Source organism: Mesorhizobium sp. YC-39, assembly GCF_025753795.1.
Classification (GTDB): domain Bacteria; phylum Pseudomonadota; class Alphaproteobacteria; order Rhizobiales; family Rhizobiaceae; genus Mesorhizobium.
Genome location: NZ_JAOWPS010000002.1, coordinates 358,686 through 385,239, shown reverse-complemented (window position 1 = coordinate 385,239; position 26,554 = coordinate 358,686). Strand labels below are relative to the sequence as shown.

The 26,554-nt window shown below is 63.9% G+C and carries 19 protein-coding genes; 16 read left to right on the top strand and 3 right to left on the bottom strand.

Going from position 1 to position 26,554, the window contains the following annotated elements:
- Positions 1–10: 10 nt before the first annotated feature.
- From OHD62_RS11245 to OHD62_RS11215, 7 genes are all read left to right on the top strand, one after another.
- Entirely contained in the window at positions 11–1,105 is a 1,095-nt protein-coding gene (locus tag OHD62_RS11245; protein WP_263783854.1) for an ABC transporter ATP-binding protein, read from the top strand.
- Positions 1,105–2,025: an ABC transporter permease gene (locus OHD62_RS11240; protein ID WP_263782761.1), complete on the top strand. Its 921-nt coding sequence runs from the start codon at positions 1,105–1,107 to the stop codon at positions 2,023–2,025. The genes OHD62_RS11245 and OHD62_RS11240 overlap by 1 nt, the downstream gene beginning before the upstream one ends.
- Positions 2,018–2,818 (top strand): ABC transporter permease, encoded by an 801-nt coding sequence (locus tag OHD62_RS11235; RefSeq protein WP_263782760.1) that lies wholly within the window; start codon positions 2,018–2,020, stop codon positions 2,816–2,818. Before OHD62_RS11240 ends, OHD62_RS11235 begins: the two co-directional genes overlap by 8 nt.
- Positions 2,819–2,841: 23 nt before the next feature.
- Positions 2,842–3,876 (top strand): extracellular solute-binding protein, encoded by a 1,035-nt coding sequence (locus OHD62_RS11230; RefSeq protein ID WP_263782759.1) that lies wholly within the window; start codon positions 2,842–2,844, stop codon positions 3,874–3,876.
- A gap of 67 nt (positions 3,877–3,943) precedes the next feature.
- Positions 3,944–5,140 (top strand): serine hydrolase domain-containing protein, encoded by a 1,197-nt coding sequence (locus tag OHD62_RS11225; RefSeq protein ID WP_263782758.1) that lies wholly within the window; start codon positions 3,944–3,946, stop codon positions 5,138–5,140.
- 32 nt (positions 5,141–5,172) lie between these two features.
- Positions 5,173–6,354, top strand: coding sequence for a serine hydrolase domain-containing protein (locus OHD62_RS11220; RefSeq protein WP_263782757.1), 1,182 nt, complete (start codon positions 5,173–5,175; stop codon positions 6,352–6,354).
- A gap of 129 nt (positions 6,355–6,483) precedes the next feature.
- Entirely contained in the window at positions 6,484–8,799 is a 2,316-nt protein-coding gene (locus tag OHD62_RS11215; protein ID WP_263782756.1) for a Tex family protein, read from the top strand.
- Between the two features lie 4 nt (positions 8,800–8,803).
- On the opposite strand, the gene OHD62_RS11210 is transcribed toward OHD62_RS11215, so the two are convergent.
- Entirely contained in the window at positions 8,804–9,763 is a 960-nt protein-coding gene (locus OHD62_RS11210) for an AraC family transcriptional regulator (RefSeq protein ID WP_263782755.1), read from the bottom strand.
- Positions 9,764–9,889: 126 nt separating this feature from the next.
- Here OHD62_RS11210 and OHD62_RS11205 point away from each other — a divergent pair, with 126 nt between their 5' ends.
- Complete coding sequence (locus OHD62_RS11205; protein ID WP_263782754.1) at positions 9,890–10,783, top strand: SDR family oxidoreductase; 894 nt, start codon at positions 9,890–9,892, stop codon at positions 10,781–10,783.
- On the opposite strand, the gene OHD62_RS11200 is transcribed toward OHD62_RS11205, so the two are convergent.
- The gene (locus OHD62_RS11200; protein ID WP_263782753.1) at positions 10,768–11,691 is read right to left on the bottom strand and encodes a LysR family transcriptional regulator; all 924 of its coding nucleotides are present in this window, start codon (positions 11,689–11,691) and stop codon (positions 10,768–10,770) included. The two genes, OHD62_RS11205 and OHD62_RS11200, sit on opposite strands and share 16 nt — an antisense overlap.
- 108 nt (positions 11,692–11,799) lie before the next feature.
- Here OHD62_RS11200 and OHD62_RS11195 point away from each other — a divergent pair, with 108 nt between their 5' ends.
- The 8 genes from OHD62_RS11195 to OHD62_RS11160 all read left to right on the top strand — a co-directional run bounded on the left by OHD62_RS11195 (position 11,800) and on the right by OHD62_RS11160 (position 24,479).
- The gene (locus tag OHD62_RS11195) at positions 11,800–12,990 is read left to right on the top strand and encodes an acyl-CoA dehydrogenase (protein ID WP_263782752.1); all 1,191 of its coding nucleotides are present in this window, start codon (positions 11,800–11,802) and stop codon (positions 12,988–12,990) included.
- A 123-nt stretch (positions 12,991–13,113) separates the two neighbouring features.
- Positions 13,114–16,491, top strand: coding sequence for a DUF2126 domain-containing protein (locus OHD62_RS11190; RefSeq protein WP_263782751.1), 3,378 nt, complete (start codon positions 13,114–13,116; stop codon positions 16,489–16,491).
- 6 nt (positions 16,492–16,497) lie between these two features.
- A complete protein-coding gene (locus OHD62_RS11185; RefSeq protein WP_263782750.1) occupies positions 16,498–18,909 on the top strand; it encodes a circularly permuted type 2 ATP-grasp protein in 2,412 nt (803 codons plus the stop codon).
- 3 nt (positions 18,910–18,912) lie between these two features.
- Positions 18,913–19,797, top strand: coding sequence for a transglutaminase family protein (locus OHD62_RS11180; protein WP_263782749.1), 885 nt, complete (start codon positions 18,913–18,915; stop codon positions 19,795–19,797).
- Between the two features lie 77 nt (positions 19,798–19,874).
- Complete coding sequence (locus tag OHD62_RS11175; RefSeq protein WP_263782748.1) at positions 19,875–20,981, top strand: DNA topoisomerase IB; 1,107 nt, start codon at positions 19,875–19,877, stop codon at positions 20,979–20,981.
- A 113-nt stretch (positions 20,982–21,094) separates the two neighbouring features.
- The gene (locus OHD62_RS11170; protein WP_263782747.1) at positions 21,095–21,469 is read left to right on the top strand and encodes a YciI family protein; all 375 of its coding nucleotides are present in this window, start codon (positions 21,095–21,097) and stop codon (positions 21,467–21,469) included.
- Positions 21,466–22,740, top strand: a complete 1,275-nt coding sequence (locus OHD62_RS11165; protein WP_263782746.1) for an RNA polymerase sigma factor — start codon at positions 21,466–21,468, stop codon at positions 22,738–22,740. Before OHD62_RS11170 ends, OHD62_RS11165 begins: the two co-directional genes overlap by 4 nt.
- Before the next feature lie 227 nt (positions 22,741–22,967).
- Positions 22,968–24,479, top strand: coding sequence for an aldehyde dehydrogenase family protein (locus tag OHD62_RS11160; RefSeq protein WP_263782745.1), 1,512 nt, complete (start codon positions 22,968–22,970; stop codon positions 24,477–24,479).
- Here the strand turns inward: OHD62_RS11160 and OHD62_RS11155 are convergent.
- Positions 24,476–25,972 carry an HAL/PAL/TAL family ammonia-lyase gene (locus tag OHD62_RS11155; protein ID WP_263782744.1) on the bottom strand — a complete coding sequence of 499 codons (1,497 nt, stop codon included), beginning with the start codon at positions 25,970–25,972 and terminating at the stop codon, positions 24,476–24,478. The genes OHD62_RS11160 and OHD62_RS11155 overlap by 4 nt on opposite strands.
- Between the last annotated feature and the right edge of the window lie 582 nt (positions 25,973–26,554).

Genomic DNA, 26,554 nt, shown 5'->3' with positions numbered 1-26,554 from the left:
TGGGGTAATCGTGCCGGAACAACCGGGTAGAAGTGCAATTGAAGTTCGTGGCGTCCGCAAGGTATTCGGTACCGGGGAGTCACAGGTCGCCGCTCTCGACACGGTCTCGGTGTCGATCCGCGAAAATGAGTTTTTCACGCTGCTCGGGCCCTCCGGTTGCGGAAAGACGACACTGCTTCGGCTGATCGCCGGTTTCGATTTCCCGAGCGCCGGCGAAATCCTGCTGCACGGCCAGGACATCGCGTCGCTGCCGCCGTTCAAGCGGCCGGTCAATACCGTGTTCCAGTCCTACGCTCTGTTTCCGCACATGACGGTGGCCGAAAATATCGGCTTCGGCCTGGAGATGCTCGGCAAGCCGAAGACCGAGATCAAGGCGCGCGTCGCCGAGATGCTGAAGCTGGTCAAGATGGAGGCGCTGAGCGGCCGCCGCACCAGCCAGATCTCCGGCGGCCAGCAGCAGCGCGTGGCGCTGGCCCGGGCGCTGGCGCCGCAGCCGAAGGTGCTGCTGCTCGACGAGCCGCTGTCGGCGCTCGACTACAAGCTGCGCAAGGAGATGCAGATCGAGCTGAAACGGCTGCAGCACGAGACCGGCATCACCTTCATCTTCGTGACCCACGACCAGGAGGAAGCACTGACGATGTCCGACCGTATCGCGGTGATGTCGTCGGGCAAGATCCTGCAGGTCGGCACGCCCTGGGACATCTACGACAAGCCGGCGGAGCGCTTCGTCGCTGACTTCATCGGCGAAACCAATTTCCTGACCGCTGCCATTGCCAATATCGGTAATGGCAAGGCGCGTGCGACGCTCAAATCCGGCGCGACGATCGATGCGACCGTGGCCGAGGGTTTTCAGCCGAAGGACAATGCCACCGTGGTGGTCAGGCCGGAGCACGCCAAGCTGACTAGCGGCAAGGGCGAGCTTTCGGGGATGGTCGAGAACATCGTCTATTTCGGCACCGACACGCATATCCATGTCCAGCTCGACAGCGGCGAGGCCTTCACCGTGCGCCAGCAGAACACGCGCAGCGCCGGCTGCGGCTTCGAGCGCGGCGACAAGGTCGGCATTTCGATCGGCAACGACGCCGCGCAAGTGCTGAGGGATTGATGGCGAGCGCGGAGGAAGTCGCCAAGGAAGCGGAACGGCGCGATATCCGTGATCGCTGGCTTCTATCGGCGCCGGCCCTGCTGGTCATTTTCTTCGCCGCGACCGGACCGTTGCTGATCGTGCTTGTCTATTCGTTCCTGACGCCCGGCCCCTATGGCGACGTGAAATGGCATTTCTCGCCGGAAGCCTGGATTTCGGTGTTCATGGAACGCGACATCTTCGACGACACGCTTTCGCTTGCCGCGGCCCATGTCACCATCTTCTGGCGCTCCATCAAGCTGGCGATCATCACGACGATCGCCACTTTGGTGCTTGGTTTTCCGACCGCCTATTTCATGGCGACGCGCAGCGAAAAGACGCGCGACCTCTGGCTGTTCCTGATCACGATACCGTTCTGGACCAACCTTTTGATCCGGACCTTCGCCGTGCTGCAGATCATCCGCAACGAGGGTCTGATCAACACGGTGCTGCTGAAGCTCGGCATCATCTCGGCGCCGATCCAGATCCTGTTCACCGACACCGCGATCCTGGTCGGCATGGCTTATGTCTATCTGCCGCTGATGGTGCTGCCGATCTACGCCAGCATGGAAAAGCTCGATTTCCGACTGGTGGAGGCTGGCTACGACCTCTATGCGACCCGCTTCCAGGTGCTTCGGCGCATCATTTTCCCGCTGGTCAAGCCGGGCGTCATCGCCGGCTCGATCCTGGTCTTCATTCCGGCGCTCGGCGCCTATGTGACGCCAAGCGTGCTCGGCGGCGGCAAGAACATGATGCTCTCCAACCTGATCGAGCTGCAGTTCGGGCAAGGCCGCAACTGGCCGCTCGGGTCGGCGCTGTCGATCGCGGTCATGGTCATCGTCATGGTGGCGCTGCTCGCCTATGTGCGCAATGCCGGCCGGTCGGAGGTGCGCCATGGCTAGAAGCTTCGCAATCAAGCATCAGCCTGGGTTCAGCGCGATCGCCGCGACCTGCTTCGTCGTGCTCTATCTGCCGATCATCGTGCTGGTCGTCTATGCGTTCAATGCCGCGACGTCGACGTCCGAATGGGGTGGGTTCTCGCTCAAATGGTTCCAGTCGGCGTCGCAGAATTCGCAGGTCATCGACGCCACCTTGCGCTCGTTCCAGATCGGCGCCATCGCGGCGATCCTGGCGACGATCTTCGCCACCATGGCGGCGCTCGCAACAACGCGCACGGCGCCCTATCGCGGCCTGACCTTCAAATATGCGGCGATCAACCAGCCGCTGATGGTGCCGGAGATCGTGACCGGCGTGGCGCTGCTGATCTTCTTTTCCCGCATCAAGATTTTCACCGGCTATTCCGGTCTCGGCTATCTGATCGCCGCGCACACCGCCTTCTGCATCCCCTTCGCCTACCTGCCGATCCGGGCGCGGCTGGAGAACATGGATCTGACGCTGGAGCGTGCCGCCGCCGACCTCTACGCGACCCCATGGCAAACCTTCCGGCGCATAACGCTGCCGCTTCTGTGGCCCGGCATCCTGGCCGGGCTGATGCTGGCCTTCGTCATCTCGCTTGACGACGTTGTCATCACCGAGTTCGTCAAATCGGGCGGTCAGGACACGCTGCCGACCTACATGCTCGGCCAGATACGCCGGGGGATAACGCCCGAGATCAACGCGATATCGACCGTGTTCCTGCTCTTGTCGGTCGCCATCGTGACGTTGTTTTTCTTCATCAGCAGGAAACGGGACTGAGTATGAAAATGGGAGCTAAGAGCATGAACTGGAAGACAACAGCAACCGCCATCGGCTTGGCGTTGCTCGCCTCGACGAGCCTGGCTCGCGCCGACGGCGAACTGAACATCTACAATTGGGGCAACTACACCAGCCCCGACGTAATCAAGAAATTCGAGCAAAAATATAACGTCAAGGTGACCATCACCGACTACGATTCCAACGACACCGCGCTGGCCAAGGTGCGCCAGGGCGGTACCGGTTTCGACATCGCGGTGCCTTCGCAGACCTACGTGCCGATCTGGATCCAGGAAGGCCTCGTCCAGGAAACCGATCCGGGCAAGATGGAGAATTTCAAGAATGTGGCGCCGGAATGGGCCAATCCCGAATTCGATCCCGGCCGCAAATATTCGGTGCCGTGGGCCCTCGGCACGGTCGGCGTCGTCGTCAATACCGATACCTACAAGGGACCGGCCGACACCTGGGGCATCATCTTCAACACGCCGGACGAGCTCAAGGGCAAGGTCAATGTCGTTCCCGAAATGAACGATGTCATATTCGCGGCGATCAAATATGTCGGCGGGCAGCAATGCACCACCGACAAGGAGGTGCTGAAGAAGGTGCGCGACACGCTTGTCGCGGCCAAGCCGAACTGGATCGCCATGGAGTACAACACCATCGAGAAGATGGGTGCCGGCGACTTCAAGGCAACCAGCGACTGGAACGGCTCGGCGCTGCGCCAGCGGTTGGCCAATCCGGCCATCCACTACAATTATCCCAAGGAAGGCTTTGGCCTGTGGAGCGACAATGTGGTCGTCCTCAAGGAGGCCAAGAATGTCGAGAACGCCAAGCTGTTCCAGAACTTCATCATGGATCCGGAAAACGCTGCGGGCCTCTCGGCTTTTCATCGCTATGCCAATGCCATCACCGGTTCGGACAAATATATGCCGGCCGACATGAAGGACGCGCCGGAAGTGGTCATTCCGGAGGCGGACAAGCCGCATGCCGAACTGCAGCTGATGTGCCCTCCGGATGTCCAGGAACTCTACACAAAGATCTGGACCGAACTGCAGAAGTGATCGCATCGCGACGGACCCGGCGGCAGGCGCCGCCGGGTCCGTTTTCATGTTTGTCGGGACGCGTTTCATGACATCTTACCGCAACAGCGATCCGGCGCCGCCTATCATGCAGGGTTCGCCGCCCAAGATGGCGCCGCCGAGACTGGACTGGGACAGGGCACCCTGGAACCGCTGGGCGTTCCAGCACATCCGCGAGCTCCTGCCGACCGTCGAGGTCTGGCGCGGCAACGGCCATCGCCACCGGCTCGAGCGGGCCGAGGTCGATTTGGATCAACTGCCGGTCAGCGACAGCATCGGGGCGCCGACGACACTGGCCGGCCTGCTCGACGAGACCTATACGGACGGCTTCCTGGTGCTCCGGGACGGCAAGGTCGCCTATGAGCGCTATTTCAACGGCATGACCGACCGCACGCTGCATTTGTCGCAGTCGATGGCGAAGTCGGTCACCGCATCTGTGTTCGGCATCTTGGTCGGGCGCGGCCTGATCGATCCGGCCTTGCCGGTAACGACCTATCTGCCGGAGCTTGCCGCGACAGGCTGGGCGGGCGCCAGCGTGCAGCATGTTCTCGACATGACGAGCGGGGTGCGTTTTTCCGAGGAATATACCGATCCCTATTCCGAGGTCGGCCAGGTCGATGTCGCCTCCGGCTGGAAGCCCGTGCCGCCGGGCAGCGATCCGGCCTTCCGGTGGCCATCGCACATGTTCGAATTGATCCTCGGGCTCAAGGAGACAAGCCGGCCACACGGTGCTGCCTTCGAATACCGCTCGATCGAGACCGATGTGCTGGCCTTCATCATGGAGCAGGTGAGCGGCAAGCGGCTGGCGCAACTGGTTTCGGAAGAGCTCTGGCAAAAGCTCGGCGCGGACGAGAGTGCGTACTTCACCGTCGACAGCGCCGGCTATGCGCTGGCCGATGGCGGCTTCAACGCCACGCTGCGCGATTATGGCCGTTTCGGCCAGCTGATCCTCGACAATGGCGGCGGCGTCGTGCCGGCCGACTGGATCGAGGCGACACGCAATGGCAGGCATGGGCCGGATTTCAACGACAGCCTGCCGGAAGGCAGCTACCGCAACCAGTTCTGGATCGAGGATCCGCGCTCGCGCGCGCTGATGTGCCGAGGCGTGTTCGGGCAATTGATCCATATCGACTGGGTTACAAGAATGGTCGTGGTGAAGCTTTCAACCTATCCCGACTTCACCAACATCGCCTATTCGGTGGCGACGCTGAAGGCCGTGCACTCCATCGCTGCGGCGCTCGCCTAAACTCCAAGTAAAAAGATCCAGAAGGAAGCGCCATGACCGGCAAGACCGTGTTCGAGACCAGATACGGCTTTGCCCGCAACCAGGTGCTGCTTGGCAATTGGCGGGAAAGTCCGTTCAGCCGATGGTCGTTCCAGAATGCCGGCGAGCTGGTGCCGAGCGCGCCCGTTGCCGCCGCTCCAGGTGGAAGCGAGGCGCCCGCGAAAGATTTGACCGGGCTGCTCGGCGAGAAGGTCGCTTTGGCGGCCGGACCGGAGAGCGTTGCCGCTTTCCTGAAGCGCTCCGACACCGACGCGCTGACGATCATGAAAGGTGGCAGGATCGTTGGCGACTGGTTTGCGCCGCATATGGATCTCGGCGCCCGCCACATCATCTTCTCGATCAGCAAGTCGCTGACCGCCATTCTCGCCGGCATATTGGAGGGCGAGGGGATTTTCGATCCGGACGCTCCGGTGACGCTGTACATCCCGGAAGCCACCGGCTCGGCCTATGGCGAGGCCCGTGTGCGCCATGTGCTCGACATGAGCGTCAGCCTCGATTTCGAGGAGGCCTATCTCGACCCGGAAAGCGCCTTTGCCCGCTACCGTCGCGCCATGCTGTGGAATCCGGGCGGTGGCAATGAAAGCCTGGCTGCCTTCACCCTGACATTGCAGCGCCTTGCCGAGCCGCATGGCCAGACCTTTCGCTACCGCTCGCCCAATTCCGACCTGCTCGGCATCCTGCTCGAACGCGCATCCGGCCAGCGCTTCTCCGAGCTGATGCGCGAGAAATTGTGGCTGCCGCTCGGTGCGGGGAGCGACGCCTCGGTCACGGTCGACATGGAAGGCACCGCGCGCACGGCCGGCGGTATTTCGGTGACGCCGCGCGATCTGGCTCGTGTCGGCGAGATGATGCGGCAAAGCGGCACGGCCAATGGCCGCCGCGTGGTGCCGGAAGCCTGGGTGCGCGACACTGTCGAAACAGGCGGCAGTTCCGAAGCCTGGCAGCGTGGCACGATGGCGTTCCTTCTTCCGCAAGGCCGCTACCGCAACAAATGGTACCAGACGGGCGCTGAAAGCGGCGCCTTCTGCGGCATCGGCATCCATGGCCAGTGGCTGTACGTCAATCCCAGGGACGAGGTGGTGATCGCCAAGATGTCGTCGCAGCCGCTGCCGGTCGACGATCCGCTCGACCTCGATATGATCGCCTTCTTCGAGGCGCTGAGCCGGATGGTCTGACCAATCCAGGCATTTCGCAGCCCCGTCGCTTTCCTGTGGACCTCTCAGGCGGTTGAGAACGCCGTGGTTGGCGCGGCGGTCGCTAACGCCTATGGTCGCCGCTCTTTTCGGCAAGGCATCGGGAACGACATGACATCCGACATCAAGCGCATCGCAACGATCATAGCGGCCGAGATCGGCGCGCGGCCCGAACAGGCCGCGGCGGCGATCGGGCTGCTGGACGAGGGCGCGACGGTGCCGTTTGTGGCGCGCTATCGCAAGGAGGTCACCGGCGGTCTGGACGACACGCAGTTGCGCGATCTCGCCGAGCGGCTTGCCTATCTGCGCGAACTCGACGCGCGCCGCGACACCATCCTCGGCTCGATCCGCGAACAGGGCAAGCTGACCGAGGAGCTTGAACAAAAGATCATCGCGGCCGTCACCAAGGCCGAGCTCGAAGACATTTATCTGCCCTATAAGCCGAAGCGGCGGACCAAGGCCGAGATCGCGCGCGAGCGCGGATTGGCGCCGCTGGCCGAGGCCATCCTCGCCGACCGCGCATCGGTGCCGGCGGAACTGGCGCTGGCCTATGTCGGCAACGAGATTGCCGACGCCAAGGCAGCACTCGAAGGCGCGCGCGATATTCTCTCCGAACAATTCGCCGAGAATGCCGATCTGGTCGGCAAGCTGCGAAGCTACATGAAGGAGCGCGCCTTCCTGCGCGCCCGCGTCGTCGACGGCAAGCAGGAGGCTGGCGCGAAATTCTCCGACTATTTCGACCATGTCGAGCGCTGGGCCACTGTGCCCAGCCATCGCGCGCTGGCGATGCTGCGCGGGCGCAATGAAGAGATGCTGTCGCTCGACATCGAGGTCGATGCCGACGACACTTCGCCGGTGAAGCCGGTCGAGCGCATGATCGCCAATGCCTATGCGATCGGCGGCAGCCTGCCGGGCGACCGCTGGCTGATGGAGGTGGCGGGCTGGACCTGGCGCATCAAGCTGTCGCTGCATCTCACGCTCGACCTGATGCGCGATATGCGCGAGCGGGCCGAGGAAGAGGCGATCCATGTCTTTGCCCGCAACCTGAAGGATTTGCTGCTCGCCGCACCGGCCGGCTCGCGCGCGACGATGGGGCTCGATCCCGGCATCCGCACCGGCGTCAAGGTGGCGGTGGTGGATGGTACCGGCAAGCTGGTGGCGACGACGACGGTCTATCCGTTCCCGCCGAAGAACGATGTGCGCGGCACGCAGGCCGAACTGGCGAAGCTGATCCGCCTGCACAAGGTCGAGCTGATTTCGATCGGCAATGGCACCGGCAGCCGCGAGACTGAAAGGCTGGTCGCCGACATGCTGTCCGATATGCCGGCGGATGCCGGTCCCAAGCCGCTCAAGGTGATCGTCAGCGAGGCTGGCGCCTCGGTCTATTCGGCTTCAGCGACCGCGGCAGCGGAATTTCCCGGTCTCGATGTGTCGTTGCGCGGCGCGGTGTCGATTGCCCGGCGCTTGCAGGATCCGCTCGCCGAACTGGTCAAGATCGAACCTAAATCGATCGGCGTCGGCCAGTATCAGCACGATGTCGACCAGTACCGGCTCGGCCGCTCGCTGGAGGCGGTTGTGGAGGACGCGGTCAACGCCGTCGGCGTCGACCTCAACACGGCATCGGCGCCGCTGCTGGCACGCGTGTCAGGCCTTGGTGCATCACTCGCCGAGGCGATCGTTGCGCATCGCGATGCCACCGGCCCCTTCGCCAGCCGCCGCGAGCTGTTGAAGGTCTCCCGACTTGGACCTCGCGCGTTCGAGCAATGCGCCGGCTTCCTGCGCATTGCGAACGGCAGCGAGCCGCTCGATGCCTCGTCCGTGCATCCGGAAGCCTATGGCGTGGCGAAGAAGATCGTCGCGGCCTGCGGGCGCGATGTGCGTTCGCTGATGGGTGATAGTGCTGCGCTCAAGGCGCTTGATCCACGCGTCTTCGTCGACGAGCGCTTCGGCCTGCCGACCGTGCGCGACATTCTGGCGGAGCTGGAAAAGCCCGGCCGCGATCCGCGTCCCGGCTTCAAGACCGCGACCTTCGCCGACGGTATCGACGACATCAAGGATTTGAAGCCCGGCATGCTGCTTGAAGGCACCGTCACCAATGTCGCGGCCTTCGGCGCCTTCGTCGATATCGGCGTGCACCAGGATGGTCTGGTGCATGTCTCGCAACTGGCCGATCGTTTCGTCAAGGATGCGCATGAAGTGGTCAAGGCCGGCGACGTGGTGAAGGTGCGCGTCGTCGAGGTCGACATCAAGCGCAAGCGCATCGGCCTGTCGATGCGCAGGGATGGTGACGGCGGCGCCTCGAAGGGACCGCGTGATAGCGGCAACAAACCAGTGCCGCGTGCGCCGGCACCACAGCGTCAGCCGGAGAGGCCGGCGCAGCAAGGCGCGTTCGGCGCTGCCCTGGCCGAGGCGATGAAGCGGAAGTAGCCAGTCAACTGGCGATGGGTCCGAACCGATTGGCGTTGGCGGCCTGGCCATATGAAGAGGGGTCGCGGCCACGGCCATATTGCCGTGGCGAACAGCCCATGACCCGCTTGAACGCCGTGCTGAAGGCGCTTTCGGATTCGTAGCCGAGCGAGAGCGCAATGACGGAGACGGGATCGCTGGAGTTCGCCAGCCTGTCGCCCGCCAGCAGCATTCGCCAGCGTGTCAGATAGTCCATGGCTGATGTGCCGACCATTTGCTTGAATTTCAGGGCAAAGGTCGATCGCGACATGCCAACCCGCTCTCCCAGTTCCTGCAATGTCCAGCCATGTGCCGGATCGTCGTGCATGGCGTTGATCGCGGCACCCATCTGTCTGTCGGCGAGGGCGAAGAGCCAGCCCACTCGCAACCCTTCCGCCATATGCAGGCGCAGGGCCTCGATCAGGATCATGTGGGCGAGATGTTCCACCACCAGGAAGCCGCCCGGCTGCGGCTCGCGCAGTTCCTGCATCATCCGCTCGACGGGCCAGCGCAACGCGGACCGGTCGGATTCCCGGCGGATGTGCACGATGGGCGGCAGCATCCGCAACAGGATGCCGGCATGGTCGCCGGCAAGGGCGAAGCGGCTGCTGACGAGAAGAAAATCGCCGCCGCCATTGTGCGCGGTGATGCCACCGGTGCGGGCGGGCGAAAAGATGGTGCGGGCATCGACCGGCGGCAGGTTCAGGTCGCTGGCGAGACGAAAAGGCCGTCCGCGCGGCAGCAGGAAGCAGTCGCCCGTCTCCAGGCGCACTGCGTCTGGAACGCCCTCCACCGACAGCCAGCATTGGCCGGACACCACCGCGCCGCATTTGATGGCCGCCTGCTGGTCGGGGAACTGGATCGACCAGTCCCCACCTGCCTCCAGGCCAGCGGAAAGGTAATTGCGCGGTTTCAGCAGCGACAGGACGTCTGAGAGTGGATCCATAGTCGTTCCGGACGATTGCGAAGATAATACGGACTTTACAGCATAGATCGTATCTGGTCGATCGCTTATCTCCTCCGCCAACGCGGCGGCCGATGCGGCCCTCGCACAAAGCAAGGAGACATTGCGATGCGTGTGTTCGTTACCGGTGCCACCGGTTTTGTCGGCTCCGCCGTTGTGCGGGAGCTCGTTGAGGCGGGCCATCAGGTGCTCGGCCTTGCTCGCTCGGATGCGGGCGTGAAATCCGTTGTCGCCGCAGGTGCTGAGGCGCTGCGCGGTGATCTCGAAGATCTGGAAAGCCTGCGCAGTGGCGCGGCCATGTCCGACGGCGTGATCCACACCGCCTTCAACCACGACTTCTCGAAATTCGCGCAAAATTGCGAGACGGACCGTCGCGCCATTGAGGTGCTCGGCGCGGCACTCGAAGGCTCCGGGCGGCCACTGCTGGTTACCTCTGGTCTCGCGCTGCTGACAAAGGGCAGTGTGGCAACCGAGGACGACGCGCCCGTGCCGCCCTCCGCCTCCTATCCCCGCGCCTCGGAAGTGACGGCCGAAGCGCTGGCGGCGCGTGGCGTGCGTGCGTCGGCAGTGCGTCTGTCGCCCTCGGTCCACGGCGACGGCGATCACGGCTTTGTCCCGATGCTGATCGGCATAGCGCGCGAAAAGGGCGTTTCGGCCTATGTCGGCGACGGCCTCAATCGCTGGCCGGCGGTGCACCGGCTCGATGCCGCTCGCCTCTTCAGGCTGGCGCTCGAGAAGGGGGCCGTCGGAGCCAGGTATCACGGCGTCGCCGAGCAGGGCGTGCCATGCCGGGAGATCGCCGAAGTCATCGGCCGGCGCCTCGACCTGCCGGTCGTTTCCAAGACCCATGAGGAGGCGGCGGGCCATTTCGGCTTTCTCGGGCATTTCTTCAGCATGGACTGGCCGGCGTCGAGCGCGCAGACCCGCGACGTGCTGGGATGGCAGCCGAAGCAGCCCGGGCTCATTGCCGATCTCGACCGCCCCAGCTATTTCGAAAGCTGAGCGGAGACCGCTTCGCCCTTCTCGCTGATATGTGTCAGCAGCCAATCGCGAAAGGAGGCAACCGGCGGATGGCCGCGTTTGTCATGGGGTACGACCAGATAGTAGGCGCTGCGGCTCTGCATCGGCCTGCCCGGCGCTGATACCAGCTGACCGCGCTGCAACTCACCAGCGATTAGGACTTGCGGCAGCAAGGCAACGCCGAGCCCGGCCATGCAGGCCTGGGCGGCGGTGCCGAACTGCTCGAACTGCATACCTGGTCCGGTCGGCGCGCTCAGACCCTGGTGCTCGAACCATTCGGTCCAGGCGCCGGGCCGCGTCGCCATATGCAGCAGTGGCAGGCGGCCGATGTCGGCCGGCGCGGCAATGGCGCGGCCGGCGAGGAATTCGGGCGAGACGACAGGCGCCACCGTCTCGCGCACCAGCAGCGTGGAGTCGGCATCCGGCCAGTCGGGCAGGCCGTAATGGATCGCGGCGTCGAGCCTCTCGCGCGTGAAATCGAAGCGGCCGATCCGGGTGACGAAGTTGATGGTGATATCAGGGTTGTTTTCGACGAAATCGGGAATGAGCGGCATCAGCCAGCGCGTGCCGAAGGTCGGCAGTATGGCGAGGTTCAATATGCCACTATGCCGATTGCTCATCAATCCGAGCGCTGCGTCACGCAACTGGCCAAGGGCGGCGCGCACTGCCTCGGCGTAGATTTCGCCCGCCGTCGACAGCCTGACATTGCGGCTGTCGCGGTCGAAAAGCCGCCTCCCGAATTGCTCTTCCAGCAATGCTATCTGCCGGCTCACGGCGCCCTGGGTCAGATCGAGCTCGCGCGCCGCGGCGGTGAAGGAGCCGAGGCGCGCCACCGCCTCGAAGGCGGCAAGGGCATTGATACTAGGCAAGAGGCGGCGCTGGACGTTCATGACCCATTACTAACGCTCATTGATCGGTGATGCAATTTCGTTTGATTTTTTCGGAGCGGGGGTCGATAAGCCGGGCACTTCAAGATTTTGTTGTGGGGACCGAGAGCCATGGCCGCCGAGAAGAACGCATTCGTCTGGAACGATCCTTTCCTGATCGAGGACCAGCTTTCCGAGGACGAGCGCATGGTGCGCGATGGCGCGGCGGCGTTTGCCGCCGACAAGCTCGCGCCGAGGATCGAGGAAGCCTATCTCGAGGAAAAGACCGACGCCGGCATCTTTCGCGAGATGGGCGAGGCGGGTCTGCTCGGCATCACCATCCCCGAGGAATATGGCGGGCTTGGCGCCAACTATGTCACCTACGGGCTGGTGGCGCGCGAAGTCGAGCGCATCGATTCCGGCTATCGCTCGATGATGAGCGTGCAGTCGTCGCTGGTGATGTACCCGATCCATGCCTATGGCTCGGAAGCGCAACGCAAGAAATACCTGCCGAAGCTGGCGTCGGGCGAATGGATCGGCTGCTTCGGCCTGACCGAGCCGGATGCCGGGTCCGATCCGGGCGGCATGAAGACGCGGGCCGAGAAGACGGCCAATGGTTACAGGCTTTCCGGCTCGAAGATGTGGATTTCCAACGCGCCGATCGCCGACGTGTTCGTCGTCTGGGCGAAATCGGCAGCGCACGACAATGAAATCCGTGGTTTCGTGCTGGAAAAGGGCATGAAGGGGCTGTCGGCGCCGAAGATCGGCGGCAAGCTCAGCCTGCGCGCGTCGATCACCGGTGAGGTGGTGATGGAAGGCGTCGAGGTCGGCGAAGATGCGCTGCTGCCCAACGTGTCGGGACTGAAGGGGCCGTTCGGCTGCCTCAATCGGGCGCGCTACGGCATTTCCTGGGGTGCGATGGGTGCTGCCGAGGATTGCTGGCACCGGGCGCGGCAATATGGCCTCGACCGCAAGCAATTCGGCAAGCCACTGGCCGGCACTCAGCTTTTCCAGAAGAAACTCGCCGACATGCAGACCGAGATTGCGCTCGGCCTGCAGGGTTCGCTCAGGGTCGGGCGGCTGATGGACGAAGGCAAGATGGCGCCGGAGATGATCTCGATCGTCAAGCGCAACAATTGCGGCAAGGCGCTCGACATTGCCCGCCAGGCCCGCGACATGCATGGCGGCAACGGCATCCAGATCGGCTATCACGTCATGCGTCACGCGCAGAACCTGGAAACGGTGAACACTTATGAGGGCACGCATGACGTGCACGCGCTGATCCTCGGGCGGGCGCAGACGGGGATACAGGCCTTCTTCTAAAAGGGGTCGGACCGTTCGGCGCTGCTTAAATTAGGTGCAACGCAACATCTCTGCTTGGAGAATGGCCAGGATTTGTGTCAGGGTTCGGCGAATTCGTTTTGAAACGCCGACTTCCGGGGCACCATGGCAATTCTGGCAGCCGTCTATCACCTGACCCATTACAAATATGACCGGCCGGTGGTGCTTGGCCCCCAGGTCATCAGGCTGCAGCCGGCGCCGCATTCCCGCACCAAGGTGCTCAGCCATTCGCTGAAGGTCGAGCCGGCAAACCATTTCGTCAATCTGCAGCAGGACCCGTACGGCAATTTCCTTGCCCGCTTCGTCTTCCCGGAGCCGGTAACGGAGCTGAAGATCGAGGTCGACCTCGTCGCCGACATGACGGTCTACAATCCATTCGATTTCTTCGTCGAGCCGTCGGCCGAGACGTTTCCATTCGAGTACCCTGAAGAGATCAGCGACGATCTCGCCATCTACCGGACGCCGGAACCAGCCGGGCCGCTGCTCTCGGCCTTCCTGAAAACCATCGATCGCAGCCCGACCAACACCGTCAATTTTCTCGTCGATCTCAATGCGCGGCTGCAGCGCGAGATCGCCTATATCGTGCGCATGGAGACCGGCGTCTTCTCGCCGGAGGAGACGCTGGCCGCCGCCAAGGGCTCGTGCCGGGATTCGAGCTGGCTGCTGGTGCAGATCCTAAGGAATCTCGGCATCGCCGCGCGTTTCGTCTCGGGCTACCTGATCCAGCTGAAGCCCGATCTCGTTGCGCTCGATGGACCGCCCGGCACGGCGATCGACTTCACCGATCTGCATGCCTGGTGCGAAGTCTATCTGCCGGGCGCGGGCTGGATCGGCTTCGATCCGACCTCCGGCCTGCTCACCGGCGAAAGCCATGTGCCGCTAGCGGCGACGCCGCATTTCCGCAACGCCGCGCCCATTTCCGGCATGGCAAGCTTCGCCAATGTCGAGTTCGGCTTCGACATGCGGGTCGACCGCATTGCCGAGCATCCTCGCATCACCAAGCCATTCTCCGACGAAAGCTGGCAAGCGCTCGATGCGCTGGGCAACAAGGTCGATGCCGCGCTTGAAGCAGGCGATGTGCGATTGACCATGGGCGGCGAGCCGACCTTCGTGTCGATCGACGATTTCGAGTCCGCCGAATGGAACACCGCTGCCGTCGGTCCGACCAAACGCGAAAAGGCCGATGCGCTGATCCGCCGGCTGCGCGAACGTTTCGCGCCGGGCGGGTTTCTCCACTATGGCCAGGGCAAATGGTATCCGGGCGAAAGCCTGCCGCGCTGGACTTTCTCGCTCTATTGGCGCACCGACGGCGAGCCGGTGTGGAGCGACCCGTCGCTGATCGCGCGGGAAAAGAGCGAGGCGGATGTCGGGCCGAAGCAGGCCGAAAGCCTGCTGACGGCGATTGCCGGCGAACTCGGCATCGACAAGACCATGGTCAGCGAAGCCTATGAGGATCCGGCCGAGTGGCTGCTCAAGGAAGGCAAGCTGCCTGACAATGTCGACCCCTCCAATTCGAAGCTGGAAGACCCCGAAGAGCGCAGCCGCATGGCGCGCGTGTTCGAACGCGGCCTGACCAAGCCGTCGGGCTACGTGCTGCCGGTCCAGCGCTGGAACAGCCAGGCTTCGGGACAGCGCTGGCGTTCGGAGAAATGGAAGACGCGGCGCGGACGGCTGTTCCTGGTGCCGGGCGATTCGCCGGTCGGCTACCGCCTGCCGCTTGGCACGCTGCCTTACGTGCCGCCGGCGCAGTTCCCCTACATCGTGCCGGTCGATCCATCGCTGCCGCGCGGACCGCTGCCGGCGCGCGAGGCGATCTTGCCGGGAGCCGCTCCTTTATCGGGGCCTGCTCCGGCCGAACTGGAAGGCGCCGACGAAATGGCGCGCCGCCAGCAGGCGGTGTCCTTCACGGCAACGACCGGCCAGCAGGATCGCGTCGAGCAGGAGATCACCGAGATCGGCGGCGCGGTGCGCACGGCACTTTCGGTCGAGCCGCGCGACGGGCGGCTTTGCGTGTTCATGCCCCCGGTCGAGGCCCTGGAAGACTATCTCGAACTCGTGGCCGCGGCCGAGAATGCGGCCAAGGCGATCGGCCTTCCCGTGCATATCGAAGGCTACGGCCCGCCGCACGATCCGCGCCTCAACGTCATCCGCGTGGCGCCCGATCCCGGCGTCATCGAGGTGAACATCCACCCGGCCTCCAACTGGCAGGATTGCGTGGCGACGACGACGGCGATCTATGAGGAGGCGCGGCAGACGCGACTCGGCGCCGACAAATTCATGATCGACGGCCGCCACACCGGCACCGGCGGCGGCAACCATGTCGTCGTTGGCGGCGCGACGCCCGACGACAGCCCGTTCCTGCGGCGCCCGGATCTCTTGAAGAGCCTGGTGCTGCAATGGCAGCGGCATCCCTCGCTGTCCTATCTGTTCTCAGGCCTGTTCATCGGCCCGACCAGTCAGGCGCCGCGTTTCGACGAGGCGCGTCACGATTCGCTCTATGAACTTGAGATCGCCATGGCGCAGGTGCCGCATCCCGACAGCGGCAACGCGCCGCTGCCGTGGCTGGTCGACCGGCTGTTCCGCAATCTGTTGACCGACGTCACCGGCAATACGCACCGCTCGGAAATCTGCATCGACAAATTGTTTTCGCCCGACGGCCCGACCGGTCGTCTCGGCCTGGTCGAGTTCCGCGGCTTCGAGATGCCGCCCAATGCGCGCATGAGCCTGGCGCAGCAATTGCTGGTGCGCGCCATTATCGCGCGCGCCTGGAAAAACCCGCTCGATGGCCGCTTCGTACGCTGGGGCACGTCGCTGCATGACCGTTTCATGCTGCCGCATTATGTCTGGGCCGACTTTCTCGACGTGCTCGACGACCTCAAGCTGAACGGCTTCGAATTCCGCCCTGAGTGGTTCGATGCGCAGCTCGAATTCCGCTTTCCGTTCTGCGGCGAGGTCCAGCACGCGGGCATCAAGCTGGAGCTGCGGCAGGCGCTGGAGCCGTGGCACGTGATGGGCGAACAGGGCGCCATCGGCGGCACGGTGCGCTTCGTCGATTCTTCGGTCGAGCGGCTGCAGGTGAAGACCGAAGGTCTCAACCCGGAACGCCATGCCGTCGTCTGCAACGGCCGCGTCGTGCCGCTGAAAGTGACCGACAGCAGGGAGATCGCGGTGGCCGGCGTCCGCTTCAAGGCCTGGCAGCCGGCATCGGGCCTGCATCCGGCGCTGCCGGTCAACACGCCGCTGGTCTTCGACATCTACGATCGCTGGTCGGGGCGGGCGGTGGGCGGCTGCGTCTACCACGTCGCGCATCCCGGCGGGCGCAATTACGACACCTTCCCGGTCAATGGCAACGAAGCGGAGGCGCGGCGGCTTGCCCGCTTCGAGCCGCGCGGCCATACGCCGTCGGCCTATGTGCTGCGCGACGAAGAAGCCGCTGAAGATTTCCCGATGACCCTTGACCTCAGGCGGCCACCAAGACTCTGATCAGCGATGGCAAAGGGGAATCAGAAAAAGCTACGCGGCAAGCCGCTGGTGCACAGTCTGCTGGAACACTACCAGCCGATCGACGGCGTCGTCGACGAGATGGTCGATGCCTCGGGCAATCCCCGCCCGGTCTGGAAGGACTTCATCGAGGCGCTGGAAGAGCTGGGACCGGAAAAGCTCGCCCAGCGCTTCGCCCGCGCCGACCAGTATCTGCGCGACGCCGGCGTCTATTACCGCGTCTATGACAAGGCCGGCGCCAATGAGCGGGAATGGCCGCTGGCGCATGTCCCGCTGCTGATCGAGGAGAAGGAATGGGCCGACATCAGTGCGGGCCTGGTCCAGCGGGCCGATCTGTTCGAGGAAACGCTTGCCGACATCTACGGGCCGAACCGGCTGGTCGAGAAAGGCATCCTGCCGGCAGGGCTGATCGCGGCGAGCCCGGAATATTTAAGGCCGGTCGTCGGCGTCAGGCCCGCCAGCGGCCATTTCCTGCATTTCTGCGCCTTCGAGCTCGGCCGCGGTCCCGACGGGCGCTGGTGGGTGCTGGGCGACCGCACGCAGGCGCCATCGGGTGCAGGGTTCGCGCTGGAAAACCGCGTCGCCACCACGCGCGCGCTGTCCGATATCTATGGCGAGATGCATGTGCACCGCCTGGCCGGCTTCTTCCGTCGTTTTCGCGACGCACTGATCGGCATGGCCACGCTATCCGGTGGCCGCGTCGCCATCCTGACGCCGGGGCCGCTCAACGAAACCTATTACGAACATGCCTATATCGCGCGCTATCTCGGCATCATGCTGCTTGAAGGCGAGGACCTGACCGTCTCCGCCGGCAGGTTGATGGTGCGCACCGTTTCGGGCCTGATGCCGGTCAGCGTGCTGTGGCGGCGGCTCGATGCCGCCTTCGCCGATCCGCTCGAACTCAGGCCGGAATCGCAGATCGGTACGCCGGGGCTGGTCGAGGCGATCCGTCGCGGTACCGTTTCGGCGGTCAATGCGCTCGGTTCCGGCCTGATGGAAACGCGGGCGCTGCTCTCCTTCCTGCCGAGGATTGTGCGCGAATTGCGGGGCGAGGAGCTTTTGTTGCCAGGCGTCGCCACATGGTGGTGCGGGCAAGCGAACGAACGCCGGCACGTGCTCGCTAATTTCGACCGCATGGTGATCGGTCCGGCGCTATCGACGCGGCTTGCCTTCGAGGACGACAATTTGACGAAACTCGGTTCGGTACTGTCCGACGAGGAGCGGGTCGAACTGATTGCGCGGATCGAACGGGACGGCGGCGATTTCGTCGGTCAGGAAGCGGTGACGCTTTCGACCACCCCCGTCTATGTCGGCGGCTGGCTGGAGCCACGGCCGGCAAGCTTGCGCGTCTATCTGGCGCGTACGCCCGAAGGCTGGACGGTGATGCCAGGCGGCTTTGCCCGGGTCGGCTTTTCGCTCGATCCGACGGCGATCGCCATGCAGCGTGGCGGCCAGGCGGCGGATGTGTGGGTGGTCAGCGACAAGCCCGTGGAGCGCGAGACGCTGTTGCCGCAAGAGCATGACAGCTTCACCCGCACCATGCCGGGCAGCCTGCCCAGCCGCTCGGCGGAAAACCTGACATGGCTCGGCCGCTATATCGAGCGATCGGAAGACACGGTGCGCATCCTGCGCGCCTACCATGTGCGGTTGGCCGAGACCTCCGATCCGGACATGCCCTTGCTTGTCGACGTCAGAGACTATCTCGAACCCTTCGGCATCGACCTTCAATCGGCGATCCCGCTAGGGCTGATCTCGACGCTGGACAGTGCCGTCTACAGCGCCGGACAGATTCGCGACCGCTTCTCGCCCGATGGCTGGCTGGCGCTGAAGGATCTGTCGAAGACTATTCACCAGTTCGCGGAGACGGTGGCGCCGGGTGACGATGCGACGCGGGCGATGACGGTCATGCTGCGCAAGCTCGCCGGATTTTCCGGCCTGCTGCATGAGAATATGTATCGTTTCACCGGCTGGCGCTTCCTGGAGATCGGCCGGCGCCTGGAACGCGGCATCCAGATCGCCCGCACGCTTGCCCGGCTGACCAGGGCGGCGGCGCCGGACGGCGCGCTCGACATGATGCTGGAGATTGGTGACAGCGTCATGACCCACCGGCGGCAGTATCCGGTACAGGCCGGCCGGCGCACGGTGATCGACCTCCTGGTGCTCGATCCGCTCAATCCGCGCTCCATCCTGTTCCAGCTGGAGCGACTGAAGGCCGAAATCGCACTGCTACCTTCGGTCGGTGGCGAGGGGCATATGTCGCTCGCGGCGAAAGAGATATTGCAGCTCAACACGGCAATCGCCATCAAGGAGCCCTCGGACATGACGGCAAAGGCGCTCGACGATCTCGCCAACGAGATAGGCGGCCTCTACAACAGCCTCGCCAAAGCCTATTTCGGGTAAGGCATGCTCTACGACATCAGGCTTCATCTCAGCTATGACTACGATGCGGCGGCCGGCGGCGGCCGCCATCAGGTCCGCGTGCTGCCATCAACGATATCGGGCGTGCAGCGCGTGATCGCCGCTTCGCTGTCGTTTGCGCCGGCGCCGGGCGAACGCTCGGACTTTTCCGATTTCTTCGGCAACAGCGTCACCTCGATCGCCTTTCGCGACGTGCACGATGCGCTCGACATCAGGATGACCGCGCGCGTTTCGGTCTCGCGGCCGGAGATTGGGCTGGACGTGTCGCCCGACATCCGCCGGCTGAGAGAAGAACTCGATGCAGTGCGGTCGCTGTCGCCAAGTTCACCACATCATTTCCTGGCCGCCAGCGATCACGCCGGCATCGACACGGCGATCACGGCTTATGCGCGCGGCAGTGCCGGCAGTTCGGCCGTCAGCACGGCGATGGATCTGTGCAACCGCATCCATCACGATTTCACCTATGACGGCGAGGCGACTACGGTGCGCACCCGGGCCAGCGACGCTTTCGGCTTGAAGCGGGGGGTCTGCCAGGATTTTTCGCATATCATGATCGCCGGCCTGCGGGGTCTCGGCATTCCAGCCGGCTATGTCAGCGGCTTCCTGCGCACCATCCCGCCGAAGGGCAAGCCGCGGCTTGAAGGCGCCGATGCCATGCATGCCTGGGTGAAAGTGTGGTGCGGCCGCGATGCCGGCTGGCAGGAGTTCGATCCGACCAACGGCATGCGGGCCAGCAACGACCACATCACCGTCGGCTTTGGCCGGGACTATTCGGACGTGGCGCCGATCGTTGGCGTCCTGAAGACGACAGGCGGGCAGGTCGGCGAGCAAGCCGTCGACGTCATCCCGGTCGTGCTCGAAAAAACCTGACAGCAGTCTAACAGCCAGGAGCCGGAACCAGCGGCTGTTTCGGCGCTTATCTATGGGAAAATTTCCATGGAGAGGACATGCTGGACAAATCCGGGTCGCCGTCCGGCCGATTGGCCGCCAGTGATGCTGCGTCAAGCGCTGGGGTGCCGAAGAACGGCGCGCAGGCCTCGGCCGATCAAGCCTCGCTGACCTATGTTGTCGACACTGAGCCCGGTATTCGCCGTCTGAGGGCAGGTAAGGGCTTTTCCTACAAACCGCCAAACGGCCGGGCCTTGAGCGCGGACACGCTTGCCCGCATCAAGGCGCTCGCCATCCCGCCGGCCTGGACGGATGTGTGGATTTCGCCCGATGCCGATGGCCACATCCAGGCGACGGGAAGAGACCTGCGTGGGCGCAAGCAGTATCGCTACCATGCGCAATGGGCTGAGGAGCGCGATGGGGCCAAATATTCGAGCCTCGTGGCCTTTGCCGAAAACCTGCCTGAGCTGCGCCGCCAGATCGATGCTGATATGCGTCGTCGCGGCCTGCCGTTGGAACGTGTCGTTGCTGCCGTGGTCTGGCTGCTCGACAATACGATGATCCGCGTCGGCAATGCCGCCTACGCCCGAGACAACAAGAGTTTTGGGCTGACCACGTTGCGCGACCGCCATGTCGACATCAAGGGCTCGAGCCTGCGCTTTGCTTTCAAAGGCAAGTCCGGCAAGGAATGGAAGCTGAAGCTCGTCGATCGCCGGATCGCGCGCATCGTGCGTGGCGCCCAGGACCTGCCCGGCCAGAAGCTGTTCCAGTATCTCGATGAGGATGGAAACAGGAGACCGATCCGCTCCGATGACGTCAATCGCTATATCCGGGGCGCGGCCGGGGCCGATTTCAGTTCCAAGCATTTCCGGACCTGGGGCGGCACCATCCATGCCGCGTCGCTGTTTGCGCAGATGGAACGCCCTGAAAGCCAGGCGCAACAGAGGCGGGTGATCAACGGCGTCGTCGACAAGGTGGCCGAGCGGCTCGGCAATACACGCTCTGTCTGCCGCAAATGCTACATCCATCCACAGGTCTTCGACGCCTGGTCCGAAGGACGGCTGCTCGGCGAAATGGCGGAGGCGAACAAGAGGAAGCGGTCGATATCCGGCCTCGATGACGAGGAAGCACTCGTTCTGAGATGGCTGAAGGCGCGGGAGGGCTGATGCCAGGTACGGCTGTCGCCGGCTTGCGTGTCCATGCAGGGTTATTTTTTTATCGACGCACTGTCGGGATAGGTCCTAGTGTTTCGTCCTTTGACAGAGAAAAGGACGCTCCCATGCTCTACGCTATCCTCTGCTATGCCTCCGAAGACGTCGTCTGCTCCTGGAGCAAGGAACAGGATGACGAGGTCATGACGAAACTTCTGGGTGTGCAGGAAAAATACGCCCAAGCCGGCCGGCTTGGCCCGGTGGCGCGGCTGCTCCCGACAACGGCGGCGACGACGCTGAGGAAGGTCAAGGGCGAAGCGGTCGTCATCGACGGCCCGTTTGCCGAGACCAAGGAACAATTCCTCGGTTTTTACACGCTCGAATGCAATGATCTCGATGAGGCGGTCGATTTCGCGCGCGAGCTTTCCGAGGTCAATCCCAGCGGCGGCTCCTACGAGATACGGCCGGTTTCAGTGTTCAATCCCAGCAAGGTTCCCGCATGACCGAACTTGCCTGGATCAGCAACGCGATCAGCACCGCCCGCCCGCAGGCGATGGGCGCGTTGTTGCGCTACTTCCGCGATCTCGATGCGGCGGAGGAAGCCTTCCAGGACGCTTGCCTGAGGGCGCTGAACAATTGGCCGAAGAACGGTCCGCCGCGCGATCCGGCGGCCTGGCTGATCTTTGTCGGGCGCAACAGCGGCATCGACGCGGTGCGCAAGCGCGCCAAGCAGGCGCCGCTGCCGGAGGAAGACCAGATCTCCGACCTCGAGGATGCCGAGACCGATATCGCCGAGCGGCTGGACGGCGCACATTATCGCGACGACATCTTGCGGCTGCTGTTCATCTGCTGCCATCCCGATTTGCCGGCGACGCAGCAGATCGCCGTGGCGTTGCGCATCGTCTCCGGCCTCACCGTCAAGCAGATCGCCCGCGCCTTCCTCGTCGGCGAAAGCGCCATGGAGCAGCGCATCACCCGCGCCAAGGCGCGCATCGCGGACGCCGGCGTGCCATTCGAGACGCCAGGTGCGGTCGAGCGCTCCGAACGGCTCGCCGCGGTCGCAGCCATGGTCTATCTTATCTTCAACGAAGGCTATTCGACCAATAGCGGCGAAGCGCCGGCACGCGCGCCGCTCTGCGAAGAGGCGATCCGGCTGGCAAGGCTGCTTCTGCGGCTGTTCCAGACCGAGCCGGAGATCATGGGCCTGACGGCGCTGCTGCTGCTCCAGCACGCGCGTGCGCCGGCGCGTTTCGACGGGAATGGCGAGATCGTGCTGCTCGAGGATCAGGACCGCAGCCTGTGGAGCCGCAAGATGATCGACGAGGGCCTGGCGCTGGTCGACAAGGCGTTGCGACACCAGAAGCCCGGCCCCTACCAGGTGCAGGCGGCGATCGCAGCGCTGCATGCGCGGGCGGAAAAGCCCGAGGATACAGACTGGACCGAGATCGACCTGCTCTACAGCCTGCTCGAGCAGATGCAGCCGTCGCCGGTGGTGACACTCAATCGCGCCGTCGCGGTCGCCAAGGTGCGCGGGCCGGAAGCAGCACTTGCCATGATCGAGCCGCTGGAACCAAGGCTCTCCGGCTATTTCCACTTCTTCGGGCTCAAGGGCGGCCTGTTGATGCAGCTTGGCCGGGGCGAGGAGGCACGCACCGCTTTCGACCGCGCCATCGCGCTTGCCAATACGGCCGCCGAGGCCGCCCACATCCGCATGCATATCGACCGGCTGATGAAGGAAGGTGCGGCCCAAGGGGCTTCCCGAAAGGCGCATTGATCCTGGTTCAACGGTCTGATCCCGGCTTAGACCATGCCGGGGTGGCGATTTTTCCCCGAAACGCGTAATGCCACGCCATGACAGCGCCTGATGTGCCGATCGGCACGGGGCGGCATGGCGGGAGGCTTGGGCCGACGTGCTTTTGTTTGTGCATATTGTTGTCCCAAAACCGCTGGGCACTTTTGGGCGACATGCATTATGAGCGACGGGTTCTGAAAGGGATAAAAATGACGATTGCGAAGGAAACGGCCGGGCTTCTGGAGAAACTGGGCGTTGCCAAGGAGGCGCTTGTCGGTGGCGACCTCATCGTGCGCAGCCCGGTGACGGGCGAACAGATCGCGGCGCTGAAGACGATCTCGCCGGCCGATGCCGGAAGGACCATCGAAGCCGCCCACAAGGCATTCCAGGCCTGGCGGCTGGTGCCGGGGCCGAAGCGTGGCGAACTGGTGCGGCTGCTCGGCGAGGAATTGCGTCAGCACAAGGCCGAACTTGGCCGGCTGGTGTCGATCGAAGTGGGGAAAATCCCGTCCGAGGGTCTGGGCGAAGTGCAGGAGATGATCGACATCTGCGATTTCGCCGTCGGCCTTTCCCGCCAGCTCTATGGCTTGACCATTGCCACCGAACGCCCGGGACATCGCATGATGGAGACCTGGCATCCGCTGGGTGTCGTCGGTGTCATCTCGGCCTTCAATTTCCCGGTCGCGGTGTGGTCGTGGAATGCAGCACTGGCGCTGGTCTGCGGTGACGCGGTGGTATGGAAGCCATCGGAAAAGACGCCGCTGACTGCACTTGCCTGCGAGGCGATCTTCAAGCGGGCGGCCAAGCGTTTCGGCGATGCTCCCGAAGGCCTGGCGCCGGTGCTGATCGGCGACCGCGCCGTCGGCGAGATCCTGGTCGATCATCCAAAGGTGCCGCTGGTTTCGGCCACCGGCTCGACCCGCATGGGCCGGGATGTCGGTCCGCGCCTGGCGAAGCGCTTCGCGCGCGCCGTGCTGGAGCTCGGCGGCAACAATGCCGGCATCGTATGCCCGACGGCCGATCTCGACATGGCCCTGCGCGCCATCGCCTTCGGCGCCATGGGCACGGCTGGCCAGCGCTGCACGACGCTGCGGCGCCTGTTCGTACACGACAGCGTCTATGACGCCTTGGTGCCGCGCCTGAAGAAAGCCTATGAGAGCGTTTCGGTCGGCAATCCGCTGGAGACATCAGCGCTGGTCGGTCCGCTGATCGACAAGGCCGCCTTCGACAATATGCAGAAGGCGTTGAAGGAAGCGGTTTCGCATGGTGGCAAGGTGACCGGCGGCACGCGGGTCGAAAACGGCCATCCCGACGCCTATTACGTGCATCCGGCGCTGGTCGAAATGCAAAGCCAAGTTTCGCCGGTGACCGAAGAAACCTTCGCGCCGATCCTCTATGTGATGAAATATTCGGACTTCGACACCGTGCTCGACGAGCACAATGCCGTCGGAGCCGGGCTTTCGTCGTCAATATTCACCCGCGATCTGCAGGAATCCGAGCGCTTCCTCGGCGTCGACGGTTCGGACTGCGGCATCGCCAACGTCAATATCGGCACGTCGGGGGCCGAGATCGGCGGCGCCTTCGGCGGCGAGAAGGAAACCGGCGGCGGCCGCGAGTCGGGCTCCGATGCCTGGAAGGCCTATATGCGCCGCGCCACCAATACGGTGAACTATTCCAAGGCGCTGCCGCTTGCCCAGGGCGTCTCCTTCGACATCGACTAGGAACAGGATTGCGCGATCATGGCGGCGATGCTGACGACATCGCTGCCCAATTCCTGGTCCTCCTCGAGAGGAGCAACCCGTTCGCGCACCGTCCTGTAGGCCTCATCGGCGCCTCGGCCCAATTTGTCCGCGACACCCCGGATCTCCGCGGCGTAAGCCGAGGAGATGAGTTCCATGGCGACGAGGTAACGGAAACGTTCGACGATCTGGTTGACCTTGCCGATGACAGCTGGCGCCATCGACGACTGATCCTCGACCCAGTCCGAAACCGCGATCGGGGTCAAAGAGATCGGGCTGGCGAGAAAACGGATTTCAGCCTCCATCGCTGAAACGGGTTTCTGCAAAATGGCAAAGCCCATGCGGTTCTGGCCGTTTGCCGCCAGGAAACGCGGCAGGCCCGCTACCGTAGGGGACATCAGTTTGATCGTCCGGTTGGCAATGCCAGCCGCCGCATGAGCCAACGCCTGGCTGAGCCGCTCCCAGGACAGGACGAAAGCGGTCATGTCGAAATTGCCATGCGAGACGATCCGGTCCTCCCCGACCAGGACGACCGGATTGTCGCCGGAGCTGGCCAGCTCGATTTCGGTCGCGGCTCGCGCCTCGTCGATCGCATGGCGAAGCGCGCCCCAGACCTGCGGCACGCAGCGATAGCTCAGCGGATCCTGGATCCGTCGGGCGGCGCCTTCAGTGAACAGCGTGCTGCCCGACAACTCTTCGCGCAGCCGCGCCGCCACCGCTCTCTGGCCGAAGGCGGGCCGTGCCGCCATGGCCGAGTCGTCGAGCGAACTGACATTGGCGCGGAACGCCTCCAGATTGAGCGCGACGGCCTTAAGCGACCACTGGAAAGCCTGCTCGATGTCCTCCAGCGCCAGGCAGGCCTGGGCGACCGACAGGCTGTTGGCGACGATGATGGCGTGGCCGTCCTTGGCATGGATGTCGAGCGGCTTCAGCCCGGCGCGTTCGAGCGCCTCGGCCGCCGGCATGGTCTCGCCGCCATACTCCGCCTGGCCGTGGCCAAGCAGGCCCAGCGTCATATGCGCCAGCGGCGCGAGATCGGCCGCGCCCAGCGAGCCGAGCGACGGCACCACGGGATGCATGCCGGCGTTCAGTGCGGCGACAAGCCCCTCGAACACGGCCGGGGAAATGCCGGTGCCGCCGGCGGCCATGCCGGCGATCCGCACCGCCATCATCGCGCGCACCGCCTCCTGCGGCAAAGGCGGCCCGAAGCCGACCGAATGACCAAACGAAACCCGCCGCTGATAGGCGATCAGATCTTCCTCGCCCAGCGGCGTATCCACGGCAGCGCCCAGTGCCGTGGTCAGCCCGTAGACCGGACGGTTCTCTGCCACATGGCGTTCAATCACCGCGCGGCTAGCCCGGATCAGGGCGTCCACCTCAGGCGAGACCTCGACCAATGAATGGCGGCGGGCAATGGCGGCAATGTCCTGCGTCCGCAGCGGCGCGGCGGTCAGTCGGACGGGCGTCGATGTCATGGATGTTTCCCCCAATTCGGCAATGCAATTTTTCTGTAACCGAGCCGACCGCTGTCCGGGTAGTGTCCGGCTTATGCCAACCTAAAATAGAAAAAGCTGCACTGTTTTCGTTGAAGCGGCCCCGAGCGTCGTATCCAAAATCGGAAACCGGTTTTGGGTCGACATTCTGACAGGCCGATATGAGCCATCAGCCAGCGCTGCTGCGTAGCAAACACGGAAGCGAGCCGCGGATTGGCTTCGTAGGCGTGCAGCAATGCTTGCGATTGAACCTGGATAGAGCGATGCAGGGCCGGATGGACGGCAATATCGTCAACGCTCAGTGCCATCCTGCCCAGGCCCCGTCAAACCTTGCAACGGTGAACCGCCGATCCAGCCTTCGCCGGCTGTGCCCAAGGCCCTGACGAGACAGGCGCTGGTTGACAGCCGCTACATGCGAAGAGTCGCAAACTGTTTGCAATAGCTGTCGGACATCGCTCGTTGGGACGCTCGCGAGGGCGCAATAAGCCATATTTGCGGATAGGTTCCTAGAAAATCACATCCATTGACGTTAATTTAACACGATAGTATGGTCGATTCTGTTGG